16 protein-coding genes are annotated in these 19,600 nt (G+C 65.5%); 3 read left to right on the forward strand and 13 right to left on the reverse strand.

What is annotated here, in order from left to right; genetic code table 11:
* Positions 1–188 precede the first annotated feature (188 nt).
* The 10 genes from pyc to JN302_RS08180 all read right to left on the reverse strand — a co-directional run bounded on the left by pyc (position 189) and on the right by JN302_RS08180 (position 14,206).
* Positions 189–3,647 carry a pyruvate carboxylase gene (gene pyc / locus JN302_RS08135; RefSeq protein ID WP_202332536.1) on the reverse strand — a complete coding sequence of 1,153 codons (3,459 nt, stop codon included), beginning with the start codon at positions 3,645–3,647 and terminating at the stop codon, positions 189–191.
* A gap of 250 nt (positions 3,648–3,897) precedes the next feature.
* Positions 3,898–5,013 (reverse strand): branched-chain amino acid ABC transporter substrate-binding protein, encoded by a 1,116-nt coding sequence (locus JN302_RS08140; protein ID WP_202332537.1) that lies wholly within the window; start codon positions 5,011–5,013, stop codon positions 3,898–3,900.
* A 150-nt stretch (positions 5,014–5,163) separates the two neighbouring features.
* Entirely contained in the window at positions 5,164–5,511 is a 348-nt protein-coding gene (locus JN302_RS08145; RefSeq protein WP_202332538.1) for a DUF6867 family protein, read from the reverse strand.
* A gap of 18 nt (positions 5,512–5,529) precedes the next feature.
* A complete protein-coding gene (locus tag JN302_RS08150; protein WP_202332539.1) occupies positions 5,530–6,258 on the reverse strand; it encodes an ABC transporter ATP-binding protein in 729 nt (242 codons plus the stop codon).
* Positions 6,258–8,006 carry an ATP-binding cassette domain-containing protein gene (locus tag JN302_RS39900; RefSeq protein WP_202332540.1) on the reverse strand — a complete coding sequence of 583 codons (1,749 nt, stop codon included), beginning with the start codon at positions 8,004–8,006 and terminating at the stop codon, positions 6,258–6,260. Before JN302_RS39900 ends, JN302_RS08150 begins: the two co-directional genes overlap by 1 nt.
* Positions 8,006–9,394, reverse strand: coding sequence for a high-affinity branched-chain amino acid ABC transporter permease LivM (livM, locus tag JN302_RS08160; RefSeq protein WP_202332541.1), 1,389 nt, complete (start codon positions 9,392–9,394; stop codon positions 8,006–8,008). Before livM ends, JN302_RS39900 begins: the two co-directional genes overlap by 1 nt.
* Positions 9,395–9,398: 4 nt before the next feature.
* The gene (locus JN302_RS08165; RefSeq protein WP_202311127.1) at positions 9,399–10,301 is read right to left on the reverse strand and encodes a branched-chain amino acid ABC transporter permease; all 903 of its coding nucleotides are present in this window, start codon (positions 10,299–10,301) and stop codon (positions 9,399–9,401) included.
* Positions 10,302–10,740: 439 nt separating this feature from the next.
* A complete protein-coding gene (locus tag JN302_RS08170; protein WP_202332542.1) occupies positions 10,741–11,742 on the reverse strand; it encodes a 4-hydroxyproline epimerase in 1,002 nt (333 codons plus the stop codon).
* Between the two features lie 178 nt (positions 11,743–11,920).
* The gene (locus tag JN302_RS08175; RefSeq protein ID WP_202332543.1) at positions 11,921–13,183 is read right to left on the reverse strand and encodes an NAD(P)/FAD-dependent oxidoreductase; all 1,263 of its coding nucleotides are present in this window, start codon (positions 13,181–13,183) and stop codon (positions 11,921–11,923) included.
* 129 nt (positions 13,184–13,312) lie between these two features.
* Positions 13,313–14,206 carry a dihydrodipicolinate synthase family protein gene (locus tag JN302_RS08180; protein ID WP_202332544.1) on the reverse strand — a complete coding sequence of 298 codons (894 nt, stop codon included), beginning with the start codon at positions 14,204–14,206 and terminating at the stop codon, positions 13,313–13,315.
* Positions 14,207–14,324: 118 nt separating this feature from the next.
* Here JN302_RS08180 and JN302_RS08185 point away from each other — a divergent pair, with 118 nt between their 5' ends.
* Complete coding sequence (locus tag JN302_RS08185) at positions 14,325–14,984, forward strand: GntR family transcriptional regulator (protein ID WP_244743074.1); 660 nt, start codon at positions 14,325–14,327, stop codon at positions 14,982–14,984.
* Positions 14,985–15,044: 60 nt separating this feature from the next.
* Here the strand turns inward: JN302_RS08185 and JN302_RS08190 are convergent, their stop codons facing one another.
* The 3 genes from JN302_RS08190 to JN302_RS08200 form a co-directional block, all read right to left on the reverse strand.
* Positions 15,045–15,350 (reverse strand): hypothetical protein, encoded by a 306-nt coding sequence (locus JN302_RS08190; protein WP_202311131.1) that lies wholly within the window; start codon positions 15,348–15,350, stop codon positions 15,045–15,047.
* Between the two features lie 220 nt (positions 15,351–15,570).
* Positions 15,571–15,870: a hypothetical protein gene (locus JN302_RS08195; RefSeq protein WP_202332545.1), complete on the reverse strand. Its 300-nt coding sequence runs from the start codon at positions 15,868–15,870 to the stop codon at positions 15,571–15,573.
* Positions 15,871–16,365: 495 nt separating this feature from the next.
* Positions 16,366–17,862 (reverse strand): CoA-acylating methylmalonate-semialdehyde dehydrogenase, encoded by a 1,497-nt coding sequence (locus tag JN302_RS08200; RefSeq protein WP_202311133.1) that lies wholly within the window; start codon positions 17,860–17,862, stop codon positions 16,366–16,368.
* A gap of 220 nt (positions 17,863–18,082) precedes the next feature.
* Here JN302_RS08200 and JN302_RS08205 point away from each other — a divergent pair, with 220 nt between their 5' ends.
* Positions 18,083–18,964 carry a LysR family transcriptional regulator gene (locus tag JN302_RS08205; RefSeq protein WP_202311134.1) on the forward strand — a complete coding sequence of 294 codons (882 nt, stop codon included), beginning with the start codon at positions 18,083–18,085 and terminating at the stop codon, positions 18,962–18,964.
* The gene (locus tag JN302_RS08210) at positions 18,961–19,587 is read left to right on the forward strand and encodes a transcriptional regulator (protein ID WP_202332546.1); all 627 of its coding nucleotides are present in this window, start codon (positions 18,961–18,963) and stop codon (positions 19,585–19,587) included. The genes JN302_RS08205 and JN302_RS08210 overlap by 4 nt, the downstream gene beginning before the upstream one ends.
* The last annotated feature ends 13 nt before the right edge of the window (positions 19,588–19,600 follow it).

A 19,600-nucleotide genomic window follows, 5' to 3' on the forward strand; every position in this document is an offset into this window, starting at 1 on the left:
ACTAAATCGGTTTAGCGTTCAGTCAAGGCGCCCGGCAGGCGTGCCATTGGGCCACGGAGCCGGTGATTCATGTCCGTGGTTTCGATGCGCTCGCAGCTTTCCCACGCGGACATGGGATCCGCGAGGGGAAAGCAGCGCCGGTGCGATCCGCCGGAAATGCGGCAGGAGAAAGACCTGTTCTCCGTCCGCTACCCGTAAACCACCAGCAGATCCTTGGCGTCGATCTGGTCGCCGGCACGCACCAGGACCTCGGCGATCGTGCCGTCGCGCTCGGCATGGAGCGCCGTCTCCATCTTCATGGCCTCGATCGACAGCAGCACGTCGCCCGCCTTCACGGCCTGGCCGCCGGCGACGGCGAGCGTCGACACGACGCCCGGCATCGGCGCACCGACATGGGCCTCGTTGCCAGCCTCCGCCTTGCGCCTGATCTTGGCGGAGGAGCCGCCATGCGCCCGGTCGGGCACCTTCACGCGGCGGGGCTGGCCGTTCAGTTCGAAGAAGACCGTGACCATGCCCTTCTCGTCGACGTCGCCGACCGCCAGGCAGCGGATGACCAGGGTCTTGCCGCGCTCGATGTCGACGAAGATTTCATCCTCGGGCTTCATGCCGTAGAAATAGACCGGGGTCGGCAACACGCTGACCGGGCCGTAGGTTTCCTGGGCGCCGGTGAAATCGGTGAAGACCCTCGGATACATCAGCCAGGAAGCGAATTCGAACTCGGAAAGCGACCTGCCAAGCTTTCCTTCGATCTCCCTGCGCGCCTTTGGGAGGTCGGCTGGTTTCAGCAGCGATCCGGGCCTGGCGGTGATCGGCTTTTCGCCCTTCAGCACCTTCTTCTGCAGCTTCGCCGGCCAGCCTCCCGGCGACTGGCCGAGATCGCCGCGCAGCATCGAGACAACGGAGTCGGGGAAGGCGATGTCCCGCGCAGGGTTTTCGACATCGGCGACCGACAGGTCCTGGCTCACCATCATCAGCGCCATGTCACCCACGACCTTGGAGGAGGGGGTGACCTTGACGATGTCGCCGAACATCAGGTTCACATCGTGATAGGCCTGCGCAACCTCGTGCCAGCGCGTCTCAAGTCCCAGGGAGCGCGCCTGCTCCTTGAGATTGGTGAACTGTCCGCCCGGCATCTCGTGAAGGTAGACTTCCGAGGCCGGTCCCTTGAGGTCGCTCTCGAAGGCGGCATACTGGTTGCGTACCGCCTCCCAGTAGAAGGAGATCTTGCGGATCCATTCGGGATCGAGGCCGGGATCGCGATCCGACCCCTTCAGCGCCTCGACCAGCGAGCCCAGGCAGGGTTGCGAGGTGTTGCCGGACAGCGCGTCCATGGCCGCGTCGATGGCGTCGACGCCGCTCTCGACCGCCGCCAGCACGGTGGCGGCCGACACGCCCGACGTGTCGTGCGTGTGGAAATGGATCGGCAGGTCGGTCGCTTCACGAAGCGCCTTGAACAGCACGCGGGCGGCCGCCGGCTTGAGGAGACCGGCCATGTCCTTGACCGCGATGATGTTGGCCCCCGCCTTCTCGAGCTCTCCGGCCAGCTCGACATAATAGCCGAGGTCGTATTTGGCGCGCGCCGGATCGAGGATGTTGCCGGTGTAGCAGATCGCCGCCTCGCACAGCTTGCCTTCGGCGCGTACGGCATCCATCGCCACCCGCATGTTCTCGACCCAGTTCAGGCAGTCGAAGACGCGGAAGAGATCGACGCCGGCCGCGGCGGCCTGGGCGACGAAATGCTCCACCACATTGTCGGGATAGTTGGTGTAGCCGACACCGTTGGCGCCGCGCAGCAGCATCTGCAGCACCAGGTTGGGCGCCGCCTCGCGGATCCGCGCCAACCGCTCCCACGGGTCCTCGGTAAGGAAGCGCATGGCGACGTCGAAGGTGGCGCCGCCCCAGCATTCCAGCGAGAGCAGTTGCGGCAGCGCGCGCGCATAGGTGCCGGCGATGCGGGCGATGTCGAAGGTGCGCATGCGGGTGGCGAGCAGCGACTGGTGACCGTCGCGCATCGTGGTGTCGGTCACGAGCACCTGCTGTTGGTCGCGCATCCAGGAGGCGAATTTCTCCGGTCCCAGCGCGTCCAGCCGCTGCTTGGTGCCGTCGGGGATCGGCGCGGTGTACCAGGGGATGACGGGAGCCGCGGCATCGGGGTTTGGCGCGGGCCTTCCGCGCGTCTCCGGATGGCCGTTCACGGTGACGTCGGCAAGATAGTTGAGCAGCTTCGTGGCGCGGTCCTGGCGCTTCACCTGGGCGAACAGTTCCGGTGTCGAGTCGATGAACCTCGTCGTGTAGGAATTGTCGCGGAAGGCAGGGTGCGTGATGATCGCTTCGAGGAAGGTGAGGTTGGTCGCCACGCCGCGGATGCGGAATTCGCGCAGTGCGCGATGCATGCGAGCGATGCCTTCTTCGGCGGTCGGAGCCCAGGCCGTGACCTTCTCCAGCAGCGGATCGTAATAGCGCGTGATCACCGCGCCGGAATAGGCGGTGCCGCCGTCGAGCCTGATGCCGAAACCAGTCGCACCGCGATAGGCGGTGATGCGGCCATAGTCGGGAATGAAGTTCTGCTCGGGGTCTTCCGTGGTGATGCGGCACTGCAGCGCGTGACCGTTGAGGCGGATGTCCTGCTGCGCCGGCACGCCCGATTCCGGCGTGCCGATGGCGAAGCCGTCGAGGATGTGGATCTGCGCCTTGACGATGTCGATGCCGGTCACCTGCTCGGTCACAGTATGCTCGACCTGGATGCGCGGATTGACCTCGATGAAATAGAACTCGCCGGTGTCGGCATCCATCAGGAACTCGACCGTCCCGGCGCCGACGTAGTCGGTGGCGCGCGCGATCTTCAACGCATGGCCGCAAAGCTCGGCGCGCCTGGCATCGTCGAGATAGGGCGCCGGGGCCCGCTCGACGACCTTCTGGTTGCGGCGCTGGATCGAGCAGTCGCGCTCGAACAGATGCACGGCGTTGCCGTGCGTGTCGCCCAGCACCTGGACCTCGACATGGCGCGCCCGTTCGACCAGTTTCTCCAGATAGACCTCGTCCTTGCCGAAGGCGGCCTTGGCCTCGCGCTTCGCCTCGGTCACCTCGCGCGCCAGGTCGGCCTCGCCGCGGATGGCGCGCATGCCGCGTCCGCCGCCGCCCCAGGACGCCTTGAGCATCACCGGATAGCCGATCCCGGCCGCCATCCCGGCCACAAGCTTCATGTCGTCCGGGAGCGGGTCGGTCGCCGGCACCACCGGAACGCCGACCTCGATCGCCAGGTTGCGCGCGGCTACCTTGTTGCCGAGCCGGCGCATGGTCTCGGGCTTCGGGCCGATGAAGATGATGCCGTTGGCGGCACAGGCTTCTGCGAACTCAGGGCTTTCGGAGAGAAGGCCGTAGCCGGGATGGATGGCGTCAGCGCCCGACAGCATGGCCACCCGGATCACCTCGTCGATCGACAGATAGCTCTCGATCGGGCCGAGATCGCGGGCAAGATGCGGGCCGCGGCCGACCTGATAGGATTCGTCGGCCTTGAAGCGATGCAGCGAATATTTGTCCTCTTCTGCCCAGATGGCGACGGTCTTGATGCCGAGTTCGTTCGCGGCACGGAAGACGCGGATCGCGATCTCGGAACGGTTGGCGACGAGGATTTTGCTGATCGGCAAGGAAAAGGCTCCAGGTACCAATGCAGGTATCGGAAAAGTGCCCCACGGCTTTCCGACAAGACCCGCGGCAAGAGAAGAGGCCAGGCAGGTGGAGCGGGGCGAGGCCACGCAAGCCTGCTTGGCGTCAGGGACAGCGCATGATTAGCCGGAAAATGCTGCAGTGCAAACGAATTAAGCCGGGCGATCCGCCCACAAAGAGAATGCCCGGCGCGGATACGCCGGGCATCTTGGTCAGCCGCGCTGGATCGGCTTATTTCTCGAAGTAGCTGTACTTGCCGTCGTCACCCTTCTTCCATTCATACATGACGTAGTCCGGACGGGTGATGTCGCCCTTGGCGTCGAAGCCGAGCTCGCCGATGGCGGTCTTGAATGGCCCCTTGGCCTTCATGGCTTCCGCGACTTTCTGCGGGTCGGTGTCGCCGGCGGCCTTGGCGCCATCGGCGATAGCCTGCAGCGCGGCATAGGCGTAGAGCGTGTAGGCTTCGGGTTCGAAGCCGGCCGCGCGGAACTTCTCCACGATATCCTTCGCGGCCGGATTCTTGCGCGGATCCGGTGCGAAGGTCATCAGTGTGCCGTTGACGGCGTCGCCGGCGATGGAAGCGAGCTCGTTCGAGACAATGCCGTCGCCCGACATGAAGGTCGCCTTCAGGCCCTGATCGGCGAGCTGGCGCATCATCAGGCCGGCTTCGGTGTGCAGGCCGCCGTAATAGACGACCGACACGCCGGCTTCCTTCATCTTGGCGATCAGGGCCGAGAAGTCCTTGTCGCCGATATTGATGCCTTCATACATGGCTTCGGTGACGCCGGCGCCGTTGAGCGCCTTCTTGGTCTCGTCGGCGAGGCCCTGGCCGTAAGGCGTCTTGTCGTGGATGACCGCGACCTTGGCGTCCTTGAAGTTCTCCGCCAGGTAGGCACCGGCCACGGCGCCCTGCTGGTCGTCGCGGCCGCAGGTGCGGAAGGTGTTCCACAGGCCGCGTTCGGTGAAGGTCGGGTTGGTCGAGGCCGGCGTGATCTGGAAGATGCCGTTTTCGGCATAGACCTCGGATGCCGGGATCGACACGCCCGAGTTGAAATGGCCGACCACGAACTTCACGCCGTCGGCGACGAATTTGTTGGCCACCGAGATGCCCTGCTTCGGGTCGGAGACGTCGTCGCCGATCACCACCTTGATCTGCTCGCCGTTGATGCCGCCGGCCGCATTGATGTCGGCGGCGGCCTGCTCGGCGCCCTTCTGCAGCTGCGCGCCGAAGGCGGCGTTCGGCCCGGTGATCGGGCCGGCGACACCGACCATGATGTCGGCCCACGCGCTGCCGCCGAACGCTACCAGCGCCGTCAGCGCAACCGCGGACAACAGTGACTTCTTCATTGATAACTCCCATTGGCTGAGTGGGCGTGGATGACACTTTCAGCGATGCCCACCCTATCGCAGAAGTGGTAAGTTTGCCGATTTTCAGGCAGTTGTCACGTCCGATTCATCTTGGCGGAATCGGACGCGATTCTTGGTGGCTGGTTCCCGTCAACCCTTTGTCTTCCAGCTCAGCAACGAGGCTCTTTCATAGAGCCAGTGATATTGCGTCACCATCTGGTTGGTGCGTGTGAAGCGATAGCCAAGCGTGCCGATGACAAGCAGCACGATCGTATCGACGATGTAGAACTGTGCCGTGAACATGGTGCCTTCGAACAAGGCGTGATGGATGAAGCGCACCGCGATGCCGAGCACCAGGAGGTAGACCACGAGCGCCCGATAGGGGCGCCATGTCTGGGCGCAGGCCCGCCCCGTCATCCACGCGGCCCCGCCCCCCAGGATACAGGTGACGAAGACGAACTGCCAGAAGGATGCTTCCTCGTAGAGAATACCCTGCATGTTCCACATTCCTCCGGATCAGTGACGCCCGCCCTCGAGATAGGCCGCGCGCACTTCGGGATCGGCCAGGAGATCCTTGCCGGTGCCGCTCATGGTCACCTTGCCATTGACCATGACGTAGCCGCGATTGGCGAGCTTAAGGGCGCCAAAGGCGTTCTGCTCGACCAGGAACACGGTGAGCCCCTGAGACCGGTTGAGTTCCTTGATGGCGTCGAAGATCTGCTTGACGATCAGCGGCGCGAGGCCGAGCGACGGCTCGTCGAGCAAAAGCAGCTTCGGCCGCGCCATCAGCGCCCGGCCGATCGACAGCATCTGCTGCTCGCCGCCCGAAAGCGTGCCGCCGCGCTGCGAGATGCGTTCCTTGAGCCTGGGAAAAAGCGCGAAGATCTTCTCGGCGTCCTCGTCGAAATATTTGAGGTTGTCGAGGCTGGCGCCCATCTGCAGGTTCTCCAGCACCGTCATGCGCGGGAAAATGCGCCGTCCCTCGGGCGACTGGGCGATTCTGAGCCGCGCGATCTCATGGGTCGGCAGCTGGGTGATGTCGGAGCCCGCGAAGGTGATGGTGCCGGAACGCGCCCGCGGACTGCCGAAGATGGTCATCATCAGCGTCGACTTGCCGGCGCCGTTGGCGCCGATGAGCGCAACGATCTCGCCCTGCTCGACGCTGACATCGACACCGCTCAGGGCGCGGATGTTGCCGTAGTAGGTCTCGACGCCCCTGACGCTGAGAAGTGGGCCTGCGGCCATTATTTGCGTCCCCCGCGTTTCGCGGCCCCGGCCGGAGCCTTCGCCAGTTTCTTCGCCTGGCCGACCCAGTCTTCGCGCGCTATGCGGCCGTCGAAGGCGAGATAAGCCTCGGCCGCGGCGATATCGGCCTTCTTCCAGGCAGCGATCTGGTCGAAATGGAAGATGCCGTGCTCATTGAGCTTCTTCGCGTTGACCGGCCCGATACCCTTGATGAGCAGCAGATCGTCGGGCCTTCCGCCGCGCGGCGCCGGCAGCCTGTTGGAGACCGCGGCCGGGGCCACGGGCCCGGCCGATGCCGCCTTTCGCGGCGACGGCTTGGACCCGGCTGTGGCCTTCGGCGCGGACCTGGCGGTTGTTGTCGGTGCCTCGGGCGCGGCTTTGGCAGCGGGCGCCCGGGTCGCCTTTGCCTGCGGCTTGGCTGCAACGGGTTTCGGCGCCGCGGTGGCTTTTGTGTCCGGCGTCTTCGGCGCCGGGGCGACCTTCGCCCGGGCCGGCTTCTCGGCGCTCTCGGGAGCCTTGGCTTTCGCCGCCTGTTTCGAAGCGGCTGCGGCTTTCGGCGCCCCCTCGGTCGCCACGGTCGCCTTCGGCGTCGATGAGGGCTGCGCGGCCGATGTCTTCGCCGCCGGAGCGTTCCCGGGGGTCTTCTCTTTCGCAGCCCGTTTGGGCGCCGCCGTCTTTGGTGCGCTGGCTGTCTTCGCGGCCTCGGCCGCCTTCGCCTCGGCCTGCCGTTTGGCATGTTCCTCGGCAAGTTCCGCCCGCGAGGCCCCTGGCGAGACCTTCACGAATTCGCCCTGCGGGTCGGCGTGGCCGATCGTGTCGGAAACCGCGCCGGCCAACATCGACGACGACGCGCTCGGCCCATGCGCGGGATCCGGCTCGACGTCGAGCTCCTGGATCACGTGCTCGTCGCCGACCTCGGTCAGCACTTCGGTGATCTCCTCGTCGTCGACGCCGAGATAGGCGGCGATGACGCGCGGGTCGTGCTTCACGGAGTCGGGGTCGCCGTCGGAGATCTTGCGCCCGTATTCCAGCACGACGATATGGTCGGAGATTTGCATGACCACCGACATGTCGTGCTCGATCAGCAGGATCGAGGTGCCGGTGGTGTCCTTGATGTCGTTGAGCAGCGCGTTGAGCGCCAGCGATTCACGCGGGTTGAGGCCGGCGGCGGGCTCGTCGAGACAGAGCAGCTCCGGCCCCGTGCACATGGCGCGCGCAATCTCCAGGCGCCGCTGCGCGCCATAGGGCAGGTCGCCCGCGGCATCGTCGGCGCGATCGATCAGCTGCGCTTTCTCCAGCCAGAACTGGGCGAGCTCGACCGATTCACGCGAGGCCTTCTTGTAGCCGCCGATGCCGAGCAGGCCGAGTACCGTGAAGCCCGACGCCTTCATCAGCATGTTGTGCTGCGCCACGAGAAGGTTCTCGAGCAGCGTCATGCCGGAGAACAGGCGGATGTTCTGGAAGGTTCGCGCGACCTTCGCGTGCGCGGTGATCTGAAAGTCGGGCATGCGCTCCAGCAGGAACTGCCCGCCGTCGCGGCCGGTCAGCGTGATCATGCCCTCGCTCGGCTTGTAGAAGCCGGTGATGCAGTTGAAGACCGTGGTCTTGCCGGCGCCGTTGGGGCCGATCAGCGCGGTGATCTCGCCGCGCTTGGCCTCGAAGGACAGGTCTCCAATGGCGATCAGGCCGCCGAACTTCATCGACAGATGATCGACCTTGAGGATCGGGTGCGTCGTCGTCGTGTCCATCAGCCGTGGCCTTCCTTGGTGAAGGAGCTCGAGACCGCCTTGCGCTTGTGCAGGAACGCGGTCGGTTCGCGGCTGCCGACGAAGCCGCGCGGCTTCCAGATCATGACGATCACCATGGCGAGGCCGAACAGCAGCATGCGGTAGAGCTCGGGCGTGAAACCCTGGCCGAAGATGATCTTCAGGAATTCCATCTCGCGCAGGATCTCGGTGCCGCCGACCATCACCACCGCCGCGACTGCGATGCCCGGCAGCGAGCCCATGCCGCCCAGGACTACGATGGCCAGGATGATCGCCGATTCCAGGAACACGAAGGACTCGGGGCTGACGAAACCCTGCCGGGCAGCGAAGAAGGCCCCCGCGAAGCCGCCGAACATCGCGCCGATGGCGAAGGCGGTCAGCTTGGTGTTGGTGGTGTTGATGCCGAGCGAGCGGCAGGCGATCTCGTCCTCGCGCAGCGCTTCCCAGGCGCGGCCAACCGGCATGCGGCGCAGCCGGATAGTCACGAATGCCGTCAGCAGCGCCAGCGCCAGGATCAGGTAGTAGAGGAAGATCTTGTAATAGGCACCCGACTGGGCGATGCCGAACACCTTGGCGACATAGTTGGGGTCGGAGACGTTGAAGGTGAAGAGGCCGAAGAAGCTCACTTTCGGCACGCCGGAGATGCCGGCCGAGCCGTTGGTGACCTCGCGCCAGTTGATCAGCACCAGGCGGATGATCTCGCCGAAGGCGAGCGTCACGATCGCCAGATAGTCGCCGCGCAGCCTGAGCACGGGGAAGCCGAGGATGACGCCCCAGAACGCCGCCATGATGCCGGCGGCCGGCAGCAGGATCCAGAACGACCAGCCGAAATGGGTGCCGAGCAGCGCATAGGCATAGGCGCCGACGGCGTAGAAGGCGACATAGCCGAGGTCGAGCAGGCCGGCGAGGCCGACCACGATATTGAGGCCCCAGGCCAGCATCACATAGATGAGAATCTGGATGCCGAAATTGTCGACCCACTTCAGCGATCCCTGGAAGCCGACGAGCGATACGACGACCACCGGGTAGAGGAGGAGGGCGACGATGGCGAGCTTGCTGAAGTTACGGCTTACGAAGCCCGGCTCGGCCACGACGGCGGGCGCCGCGGCCCGCCGGGCCTTGGCGCGGGCGATCGCCGGCTGCACGAAGGCGATGGCGACGAAGCGGCCGACCATGACCAGGCCGACCACGATCGCGAGCAGTCCCCAGCGCTGGACCAGGATGAGCTCGTTGCGGATGTTCTGGTCGGTCTTCAGCCCGACGAGGAGCACGAACAGGCCGAAGGCAATGGCGCCGGCATAGATGGCCTCGCGGACCGCGCGGGCATAGAGGTTGGCGGTGTCGGCGCGGGCGTCCGTTATGGCGACCATGGCGTCAGACCTTTTCGACTTCAGGCCGGCCGAGGATGCCGGAGGGCAGGAAGATCAGCACGATCGCGAGGATCGAGAAGGCCGCGACATCCTTGTAGTCGATGGAGAAATAGGCCGACCACATGCTCTCGATGAAGCCGATCAACAGACCGCCAAGCACCGCTCCGGGGATCGAGCCGATGCCGCCGAGCACTGCGGCGGTGAATGCCTTCACACCCGGAACGAAGCCGTCCGAGAAGACCACCACGCCATAGTACATCAGGAACAGCGTCCCGGCGACGGCCGCGAGAGACGCGCCCATGATAAAGGTGATGGAGATCGTGCGGTCGACGTCGATGCCGAGCAGCGCCGCCATCTTGCGGTCCTGTTCGCAAGCGCGTTGCGCGCGGCCGAGGGCCGTCCTGTTGACCAGATACCAGAACACCGCCAGGAGCGCGGCGGTAACCACCACGATGATGATCTGCTTCAGCGAAATGGTGATGCCGCCGATGCTGTAGGTCTGCGAGACCATCGGCGGGATGGGCTTGTTGCGCGGGCCCTGCGTGACCTGCACGAAGTTCGACAGCACGATCGACATGCCGATCGCGGTGATCAGCGGCGCGAGGCGGAACGAACCGCGCAGCGGCCGGTAGGCAACCTTCTCGATCGTCCAGTTGTAGAGGCTGGTCAGAAGCATCGCCACGATCATCATGATCAGCAGCGCGATCGCCACCGGAACAGCGTAGAACAGGCTGACGAGGATGAGGAAGACGATCAGGGCGATGAAGGCGCCGATCATGAAGACGTCGCCATGGGCGAAGTTGATCATGCCGATGATGCCGTAGACCATCGTGTAGCCGATCGCGATCAGCCCATAGATCGATCCCAGCGTCAGCCCGTTGATAAGCTGCTGGACGAAGTATTCCATGTGTAGGCCGCTCCCCTGGGAATGTCGCCTCGCGGTCGCATTCCTTTCGTAATTTCTCCTAGTCCTAAAGTCTCGAGCCCGGATTGCAACGTCAAATTTGCTCGATGGACGCGTTCCCAAGCGTCAAGGCCGGCCTTGTGTTTTGCGTCTTCCGGCTCTTGGACTATCGCGGAAGCTAGCATTGGCCCAACGCAATGTCCTTGACGAATGGGTCGGTTTTTCGGCGCGAATTCGAAGATTTCGCTTCGCATCGGGCCATCAGTGGGGAAAGTTTGCGCAAGGCAAGCGATTGCCCTCGCCGCTATGTCTAGACATTAATGCCAACGGCACTGGATCTGACATATCCGGGCCCGGTGAATGCTGGCGCAATCGCCGGCGCGGCCCCTCCGGGCCGCCTGGCTTCGCGCCAACGGGCATCTTATCGACCGATGGCATTATACTATTTGACTACGAAGCCGTGCGCGAAGGGATCGCGGTCGTCGATGAAGATCGTGTTGTAGCCGGTCATGCGTGCCCAGCCGCCGATCGAGGGGACGATGGCGGACCTGCCGGCGACCGTCGTCTCGCTTTCGACGCGGCCCTTGAACAGCGAGCCGATGATCGATTCGTGCACGAAATCGTCGCCGGTCTTCAGCCGCCCCTTGGCATGGAGCTGCGCCATGCGCGCCGAGGTGCCGGTGCCGCACGGCGAGCGGTCGATCGCCTTGTCGCCGTAGAACACGGCGTTGCGCGCATGGGCCTGCGGATCGAGCGGCTTGCCGGTCCAAAGCATATGCGACAGGCGGTTGATGGCGGGATTCCCGGGATGGACGAAGGAGTATTTCTCGTTGAGCCGCTCGCGCACTATCGGGCTCCAGGCGATCAGGTCGCCGGCCGAGTGATCGGCCATGTCGCGATAGTTCTCCTGTGGTTCGACGATGGCGTAGAAATTGCCGCCATAGGCGACGTCGACGCTGATCTCGCCGAGCACGGGGCAGTCGACGGTCAGCCCTTCCGCGTAGAGGAAGGACGGCACGTTGGTGATGCGCACTTCCTCGACATATTCGCCGACCTGGCTGTATTCCGCGACGACGAGGCCGGCGGGCGTGTCGAGGCGCAGGACGCCCGGCGTCTTCGGCTTCACCAGGCCGTTCTCGATGGCCATGGTCACCGTGCCGATCGTGCCGTGGCCGCACATGGGCAGGCAGCCCGACGTCTCGATGAACAGAATCGCGACGTCGCAATCGGGCCGGGTCGGCGGATAGAGGATCGAGCCGGACATGACGTCGTGGCCGCGCGGCTCGAACATCAGGCCGGTGCGGATCCAGTCGAACTCGGCGAGGAAGTGGGCGCGGCGCTCCATCATGCTGGAGCCGGCGAGCAGCGGCCCGCCACCGGCGACGAGCCGGACCGGATTGCCACAGGTATGCCCGTCGATACAGGTAAAGGTGTGACGCGCCATGATGCCTCGATGCCTCTTATATCAGTATGCCTGGATGCCGGCACCCAGGCCAGGTGGATGCCCACGCATTCGCATTGCCTCAATCGCCGGCGCCCTTTTGCTGCCCGGCTCTTCGCGCCGACGGCGTGGCGCAATCGCGCACTCCGACTGCCTTGCCGATCGTCGGCAGTCGGTCGCTCTATCGGCCATGGAAGCGTTGCGGATCGAACGGCGACAAATCCATCGGCGGAGTCTGCCCCATCACGAGATCGCGGATCAATCGCCCCGTCGCTGCTGCCTGCGTCAAACCGAGATGGCCATGGCCGAAGGCGTAGAGCACCTTGGCGTCGTTGCGCGAGTAGCCGATCACGGGAAGGGAATCGGGCAGCGACGGGCGAAAGCCCATCCACTCGCGTCCGCCTCTTGCATCAAGTCCGGGCAGGAAGCGTTGAGCCTTTGCCAGCATGGCCTTCGAGCGGGCGAAATTGGGCGGCCGGTCGAGGCCGCCGAACTCGACGGCGCCGCCGACGCGCAGGCCCGTGTCGAGCGGGGTGATGACGAAGCCGTGGCCCGAGAAGATGAGCTGACGCCTGACGTCGAACGCCTTCTTCGGCAGGGTCGTGTTGTAGCCGCGTTCCGTCTCGAGCGGAATGCGGTCACCGAAATGACGGGCCAGCCGATGCGACCATGCGCCGGCGGCGATCACCAGCCGCCGGGTCGTGAGCGTGCGGCCCTCGCGAAGCTGGACGAGCACGCGATCGTCCTTCGCCTGCATGGCCAGGCCAACGTCGCCCCGCATGAAGGTCGCGCCGTTCCGTTCAGCGTAACTCCAGATCGCCTGGCCGAAAAGCTTCGGGTCGCCTACCGTCTTCCAATGGGGCACGAAGGTGCCGCGCGAGAAGGTTCCGGCGAGACCGGGCTGGTAGTCCGGCAGCTCATGCGTTTCCAGGTGACGATAGGAAATGCCGAAGCGGTCGCGCACGGCCCAGCCTGGAAGCGACGACCGGAACTCGGCCTCGCTTTCATAGAGCTCCAGCGAGCCGTCCTCGCGCAGCATGCCGCGCGTGGCCGAGCGGTCCAAGAGGTCCATCCATTCGACCTCGGCGAGCCTCATCAGCGCGGCCTGCGCGCCGAGGCTCCGTTCATAGGACGCATTCGATCCGGCCCGCCAGAAACGGAACAGCCAGGGCAGCAGCTTCGGCAGATAAGCGGGGGGAATGGATAGCGGCCCGAGCGGATCGGCGAGCCATTTCGGCACCTGTCCGATCATGCCCTTGTGGGCGAGCGGCAGTACGTCGGAGAAGGCGAAGGCTGCGGCATTGCCGGAACTGGTCTCCTCGCAGATGCCGGCGCGGTCGATGACCGTGACCTTGTGGCCGGCCTCGGCGAGAAAGGCGGCGGCGCCGATGCCGACGATGCCGGCGCCGATGACGATGATGTCGGGATGGCTATCGGTTGTCATGCGCGTTGCGTGGCCGTCGCCGCCCCCTCGCCCGGCCTTGATGGAGCCTGTCCTGCGGCAAGCCCGAGGACAGGCTCCACGCAGGCCGGGTGAGGGGGCATGAGAGGCGCTCCGTCGATTGCTAACCGGTCAGAAGCGCGGCAGTTCCGGACGAACGGCGAGCGCGTCCTTGATGACCTTCTCCACCTTGGCCCGGCGCTCGCCCGCCAGCGGCTGGCGCGGCATGCGCACGCGGTCGTTGGAGCCCAGCGCGTGCACTTCCGCCAGCTTGATGTTCTGGACGAGATAGGTCGAGACGTCGAGGTCGAGCAGCGGCCGGAACCAGCGATAGATCGAAAGCGCCTCCTCGCGGCGGCCCTGCTTCATGAGCTGGTAGATCGCGACCGTCTCGCGCGGGAAGGCGGTGACCAGGCCGGCGACCCAGCCGATGGCGCCGACGGACAGGGCCTCGAAGGCGAGGTTGTCGACGCCGGTGAACAGGTCGTAGCGGTCGCCGAGCCGGTTGATGATCTCGGTCGAGCGACGGATGTCGTCGGACGATTCCTTCACGGCGACGAAGCGCTTGTCGGCGGCGAGCTCCTCCATGAGGTCGACGGTGACGTCGACGCGATAGGCGAGCCGGTTGGAGTAGATCATGACGGGCAGGTCGCCGGCTTCGGCGACGGCGCGGAGGGTGGCCACCGTCTCCTGCTCGTTGGTGTGGTAGATCGGGCTCGGCACGACCATGAGGCCGTCGGCCCCGGCCTTGGCCGCCCGCCTGGCGAGCGCGGCCGCATCGCGCGTTGCGGCTTCGTTGACGGTGACCAGAATGGGCTTGCCGGCGGCGACCCTGCGTGCGGTTGCAAAAACCTCAAGCTTCTCGTCATGCGAGAGCATCGGCCCTTCGCCGAGCGAGCCGCAGACGATGATGCCGTCGCAGCCCGCATCCATCATCAGGCCGAAGCAGCGCTCCATCTCGGCATGGTCGAGTTGGTCGTCCATGGTGAACTTGGTCGTGACTGCGGGGAATACACCGGCCCACATGATTGCTCTCCTTCTGATATATTGCTGATATATCTCATTGCACAGACTGTTGTCAAGCGTCGGCGTCGGCTGGTATAGGGCCTGATATATCAATCGAGTGTCGCGTGGACTAAGCAGCTTGGCCGACGAAATTCCAACGAGCGCCTTCGAGCCTGTGGCGGCGAAAGCCTATCGCGCGCTGGAGCGCATGATCGTCACGCTTGAGCTGGCACCTGGCAGTGTCGCGACCGAGGGAGCGCTCATCGAGCGCATCGGGCTCGGCCGGACGCCGGTGCGCGAGGCGCTTCAGCGGCTCGCCTGGGAGGGGCTGGTCGACATCCGTCCGCGCGCCGGACTTGCCATCGCGCCGCTCCATGCGAGCGATTGGCTGCGTGTGATCGATGCCCGCCGCGGGCTCGAGATCGTGCTCGCCCGTTCCGCTGCCCGCTTCGTGCGGCGCGAGGCGGCGGGTGATTTCCAGCGCGCCGCGCTCGCCATGCACAATGCCGTCGTCGCGGGTGACGTTATCGCCTTTCTGGAGGCCGACAAGGCGCTCGACGAGGTGATGGCGCGCGCGGCCGACAATCCCTTCGCGGCGCGCATGGCCGCGCCGCTCCAGACCCATAGCCGCAGGTTCTGGTTCCGCTACAAGGCCGAGACCGGTCTTGCGGAATCCGCCGAGCTGCATGTCGCGCTGATCCGGGCCATCGTGGAGGGCGACGAGAACTCCGCCGCCCTCAAGGCGGAGCATCTGATGGCGCTGCTGCGCCTCCACGCGGAGGTCGCGGCCGGGCGGTGAGGCCAGAGCGGCCGGACGCGCGAACGGGTATCCGCATTCGGGTCCGATCCCCGGCGATGATCAGGCATCGTCCCCCGGGGCCGGGAGTGTGGTCTGCCATCCCTGGCCGATCGCCAGGATACAGGCCCTGCCTGACACGTCGGTCATGACGACCGTCCAACTGCCGTCGGGCGCGGTGTAGAGTTCGACAACCACGGTGTCGCTGACGATACCGTACCCGAACTGCCGCTGGTGAAGCCTCGCGGAAAGGCTGTCGACCAGGGCTGTACGATCGAGGCAGATCACTTGCGCATGAGCGGCGGAAGGAGATACGACGGCCACCGCCACTGCGAAGCCGATCCATCTTGTCAATGAAAAACGTGCCATAAGGCACCTCCTTTGCCATCACGCTCCGGCAAAGCGAGGCACTATCCGGCGTCCTCACCCCACCGAAACGATCCAGGCCGGTGTCGACGTCTTCATTCCCGTCGCTCCTTCCATTTCCGGTCTGACAATCGGGAACAATGTTCCCTTTATGTTCCTATATATGGTGTTGCGCCCGGCAAACCGCAAGAGCCGCGTGAACCGGGCGCCGATGGACGCTCGCTCAGCCATCGGGAAGCCGAGCGACAACAGCGGCGTTGTCCCATCCTTCGCCCGCCGAAACGACGCAACTGTTTCCGTCCGTGTCGGACGCGATGATGGTCCACGTGCCCGCCTCCGAAACGAAGACCTCGACGACGGTCTTGGCGTCGACGACGCCGATCGCCTGCGGCTTCTCGCGGTATTGTTCGGCGAGGCTCCTGGCGAGCGCGTCACGCGGGCCGCAGGTCGGAGCCTGGGCGAAGGCCGCTCCCGACGACAGTACCGCGGCGGCGGTCATGAAAATCAAGGGTGCGCGTGTCATATCGACATCTCCCTGCGGCGCTGCGTTGCTGGCTGTCGGCCGATGCCGACAAACGCTAATCCGGTCCGCTCGGCGCATGTTCCATCACGAAAGATTTAGCTGGAACACATCGGCTCTACGGCACGAACGGAAACGGCCCAGGCGAAGGCCCAGGCCGTTGAGGAAATCAACCAGATCGAAATTCAGTTCATCGTCGGAATGACGAACTCCGTCGTCCTTGATGCCCCCGCCGCGCGCCCGCAGCCGCCTTGCGGCGAGGACGCGCAACCGAGGAAGCGTCGGGTGTTAGTTCATCGTCGGAATGACGAACTCCGCCCCGTCCTTGATGCCCCCGCTGCGCGCCCGCAGCCGCCTTGCGGCGAGGACACGCAACCGAGGAAGCGTCGGGCGTTAGTTCATCGTCGGAATGACGAACTCCGCCCCGTCCTTGATGCCCCCGCCGCGCGCCCGCAGCCGCCTTGCGGCGAGGACACGCAACCGAGGAAGCGTCGGGCGTTAGTTCATCGTCGGAATGACGAACTCCGCCCCGTCCTTGATGCCCGACGGCCAGCGCGAGGTGACCGTCTTGGTCTTGGTGTAGAAGCGGAAGGCATCCGAGCCATGCTGGTTGAGGTCGCCGAAGCCCGAACCCTTCCAGCCGCCGAAGGTGTAGTAGGCGATCGGCACCGGGATCGGCACGTTGACGCCGACCATGCCGACCTGGACGCGGCTGGCGAAGTCACGCGCGGCATCGCCGTCGCGGGTGAAGATGGCGACGCCGTTGCCATATTCGTGCTCGTTGGCGAGCTTGATGGCGTTTTCGTAGGTCGGGGCGCGCACGACCGAGAGCACTGGGCCGAAAATCTCTTCCTTGTAGATGCGCATGTCAGGCGTCACTTCGTCGAACAGGCAGCCGCCCATATAGAAGCCGTTCTCGTAGCCCTGCATGGTGAAGCCGCGTCCGTCGACGACGAGTTTGGCGCCTTCCTTGACGCCGAGATCGACGTAACCCTTCACGCGCTCCAGCGCCTGCCGGGTTACCAGCGGTCCGAAGTCGGCCGAGGAATCGGTCGACGGTCCGACCTTCAGGCTCTCGACGCGAGGAACGAGCCGCTCGACGAGCCGGTCCGCCGTCTCCTTGCCGACGGGGACGGCCACCGAGATCGCCATGCAGCGCTCACCGGCCGAGCCGTAGCCGGCGCCGATGAGGGCGTCGACGGTCTGGTCCATGTCGGCGTCGGGCATGATGATCATGTGGTTCTTGGCGCCGCCGAAGCACTGCACGCGCTTTCCGGCGGCACAGCCGCGGCTGTAGATGTAGTGCGCGATCGGGGTCGAGCCGACGAAGCCTACGGCCTTGATGTCGGGATCGTCGAGGATGGCGTCGACCACTTCCTTGTCGCCGTTGACGACATTGAGCACGCCAGCCGGAAGGCCGGCCTCGAGGAACAGCTCGGCGATCCTCAGCGGCACGCCGGGATCGCGCTCCGACGGCTTAAGGATGAAGGCGTTGCCGCAGGCGATCGCCGGAGCGATCTTCCACAGCGGGATCATCGCCGGGAAGTTGAAGGGGGTGATGCCGGCCACGACGCCGAGCGGCTGGCGCATGGAGTAGACGTCGATGCCAGGGCCGGCGCCGTCGGTGAACTCGCCCTTCATCATATGCGGTGCGCCGATGCAGACTTCGACGACTTCGAGGCCGCGCTGGATGTCGCCCTTGGCGTCGGCGATTGTCTTGCCGTGCTCGCGGGCCAGCAACTCGGCGAGCTCGTCATATTCGCGATTGACCAGTTCCAGGAACTTCATGAGCACGCGTACCCGGCGCTGCGGATTGGTCGCCGCCCAGGCCGGCTGTGCCGCCTTGGCATTCTCGACCGCCGCCCTGAGCTCCGCTGCGGAAGCGAGCGCGACCGTGCCGCGCACCGAGCCGTCCATCGGCTGCATGACGTCTTGGCTGCGGCCGCTGGTGCCGGCGACGCGCTTGCCGCCGATGAAATGACCGTATTCGACCATCGTTTCTCTCCCTGATTGGCTGACTTGCCCGGTTCGAGGCTGGCTTCATTGTCTGCCTTCGCGCGACGCTTGGCAACGCGAGGGGAATCGCATCCGTTGTGCGGAAAATATAGGACCGGAAGACTCTGTGCATCATTTGTCGCAAATGGTAGCTTGCGGTGCTCCTGGTTTGCGCGGGGCTCGGCGAACCAGTTCCGAGGATGGACGGGAGGCTTCCAACATGAATTGGGATGACGTCCGCGTCTTCCTTGCCGTTGCCCGTTCCGGACAGATACTCGGCGCGTCGCGTCGCCTCGAACTCAACCATGCCACGGTCTCGAGGCGCATCGCGGCGCTGGAACAGGCGCTGAAGGCGAAGCTGTTCCGCCGCCTCACAACCGGCAGCGAGCTCACGCCGGCGGGCGAGAGATTCCTTTCGGTGGCCGAGCGCATGGAAGCCGACATGATCGCGGCGCGGGCCGAGATTACCGGTGAAGGCGACGATATTTCGGGGACGGTGCGGATCGGCGCGCCCGACGGCTTCGGCGTGACCTTCCTGGCGCCGAGGCTCGGCGCGCTGACCGCCCAGCATCGCGACCTGACCATCCAGCTCGTGCCGGTGCCGCGCTCCTTCTCGTTGTCGCGGCGCGAGGCCGACATCGCGATCACCGTCGAGCGGCCGCTCGAAGGCCGGCTGGTCGCGGCCAAGCTGGTCGACTATTCGCTCCGCCTCTACGCCTCCCGCGGTTACGCCGCGGCGCACGGCCTGCCGCGCGACGCGGCCGAACTCGGCCAGCATCGTCTCGTCGGCTATGTGCCCGACCTCGTCATCAGCCCGTCGCTCGACTATGCCGCCGAATTCAGCCCGTCCTGGAATGCCGGGTTCGGCATCTCGTCGGCCCTCGGCCAGGTGGAGGCGGTGCGCTCGGGTGCGGGCATCGGCATCCTGCACGCCTTCATCGCCCGCATGCATGACGAGTTGGTGCCGGTGTCGGCGATACCGCCCATACGCCGGGCCTACTGGCTGGTCTATCACGAGAGCGTGCGACCCATGCGCCGCGTCCAGCTTGTCGCGGCCTTCATCGGCAAGGCGGTGGAGCGTGAACGGGCGCTGTTCATATGACGGCCTCGCTGCAGTCGCTGCGCCGGCCCTATGCCGAACTGCTGCGCCAGGCGAAGCTCAGTGCGCGAAGGGCCGACGAGGCCGAGGACCTGCTGCAGACGATCCTTCTCGCGGCCCTGGAAGCGGGACGCACGGACCTCTCCGACATCGGGAACCGGCGCTGGCTCGAAGGGGCCCTGCGCAAGCGCGCCGCTTTCGATGCCCGTTCGGCGATCAGGCACCGGCGACGCGAAACGCTTTGCGCGCCGGCAGCAACTGTCGAACCGGCCGAACGGGACGTTCTGCCGACCCGCTTCGTGGCGCAGCTTCCTGCGGCGCTGCGCACCACCGCGCTGCTCGCTCTGACCGGCCACAACAGGCAGGAGATCGCCTGGCTCCAGAACCTCTCGGATCCGGCCCTGCGGCAACGCATCGCCGACATCAAGCGGCGCTGGCGTGCCGCCGGCGGTCATCGCTTCGAGGAGATTCCCGGCCTCGCCGGAGCGCTGGCTTTCGGCCGCATCCGGCGATCCCTGCTCAAGCTGGTGCGCCGCGAAGGGGCCTTCCTTGCCAGTCATGATCCCGACGGGCATATTTTTGTCATCGGCCGCTCACGAAATCCGGTTCCACGGCAACAGGAGTAATGTGCAACCGCCA

The organism is Mesorhizobium sp. L-8-3 (assembly GCF_016756615.1).
Lineage (GTDB): Bacteria > Pseudomonadota > Alphaproteobacteria > Rhizobiales > Rhizobiaceae.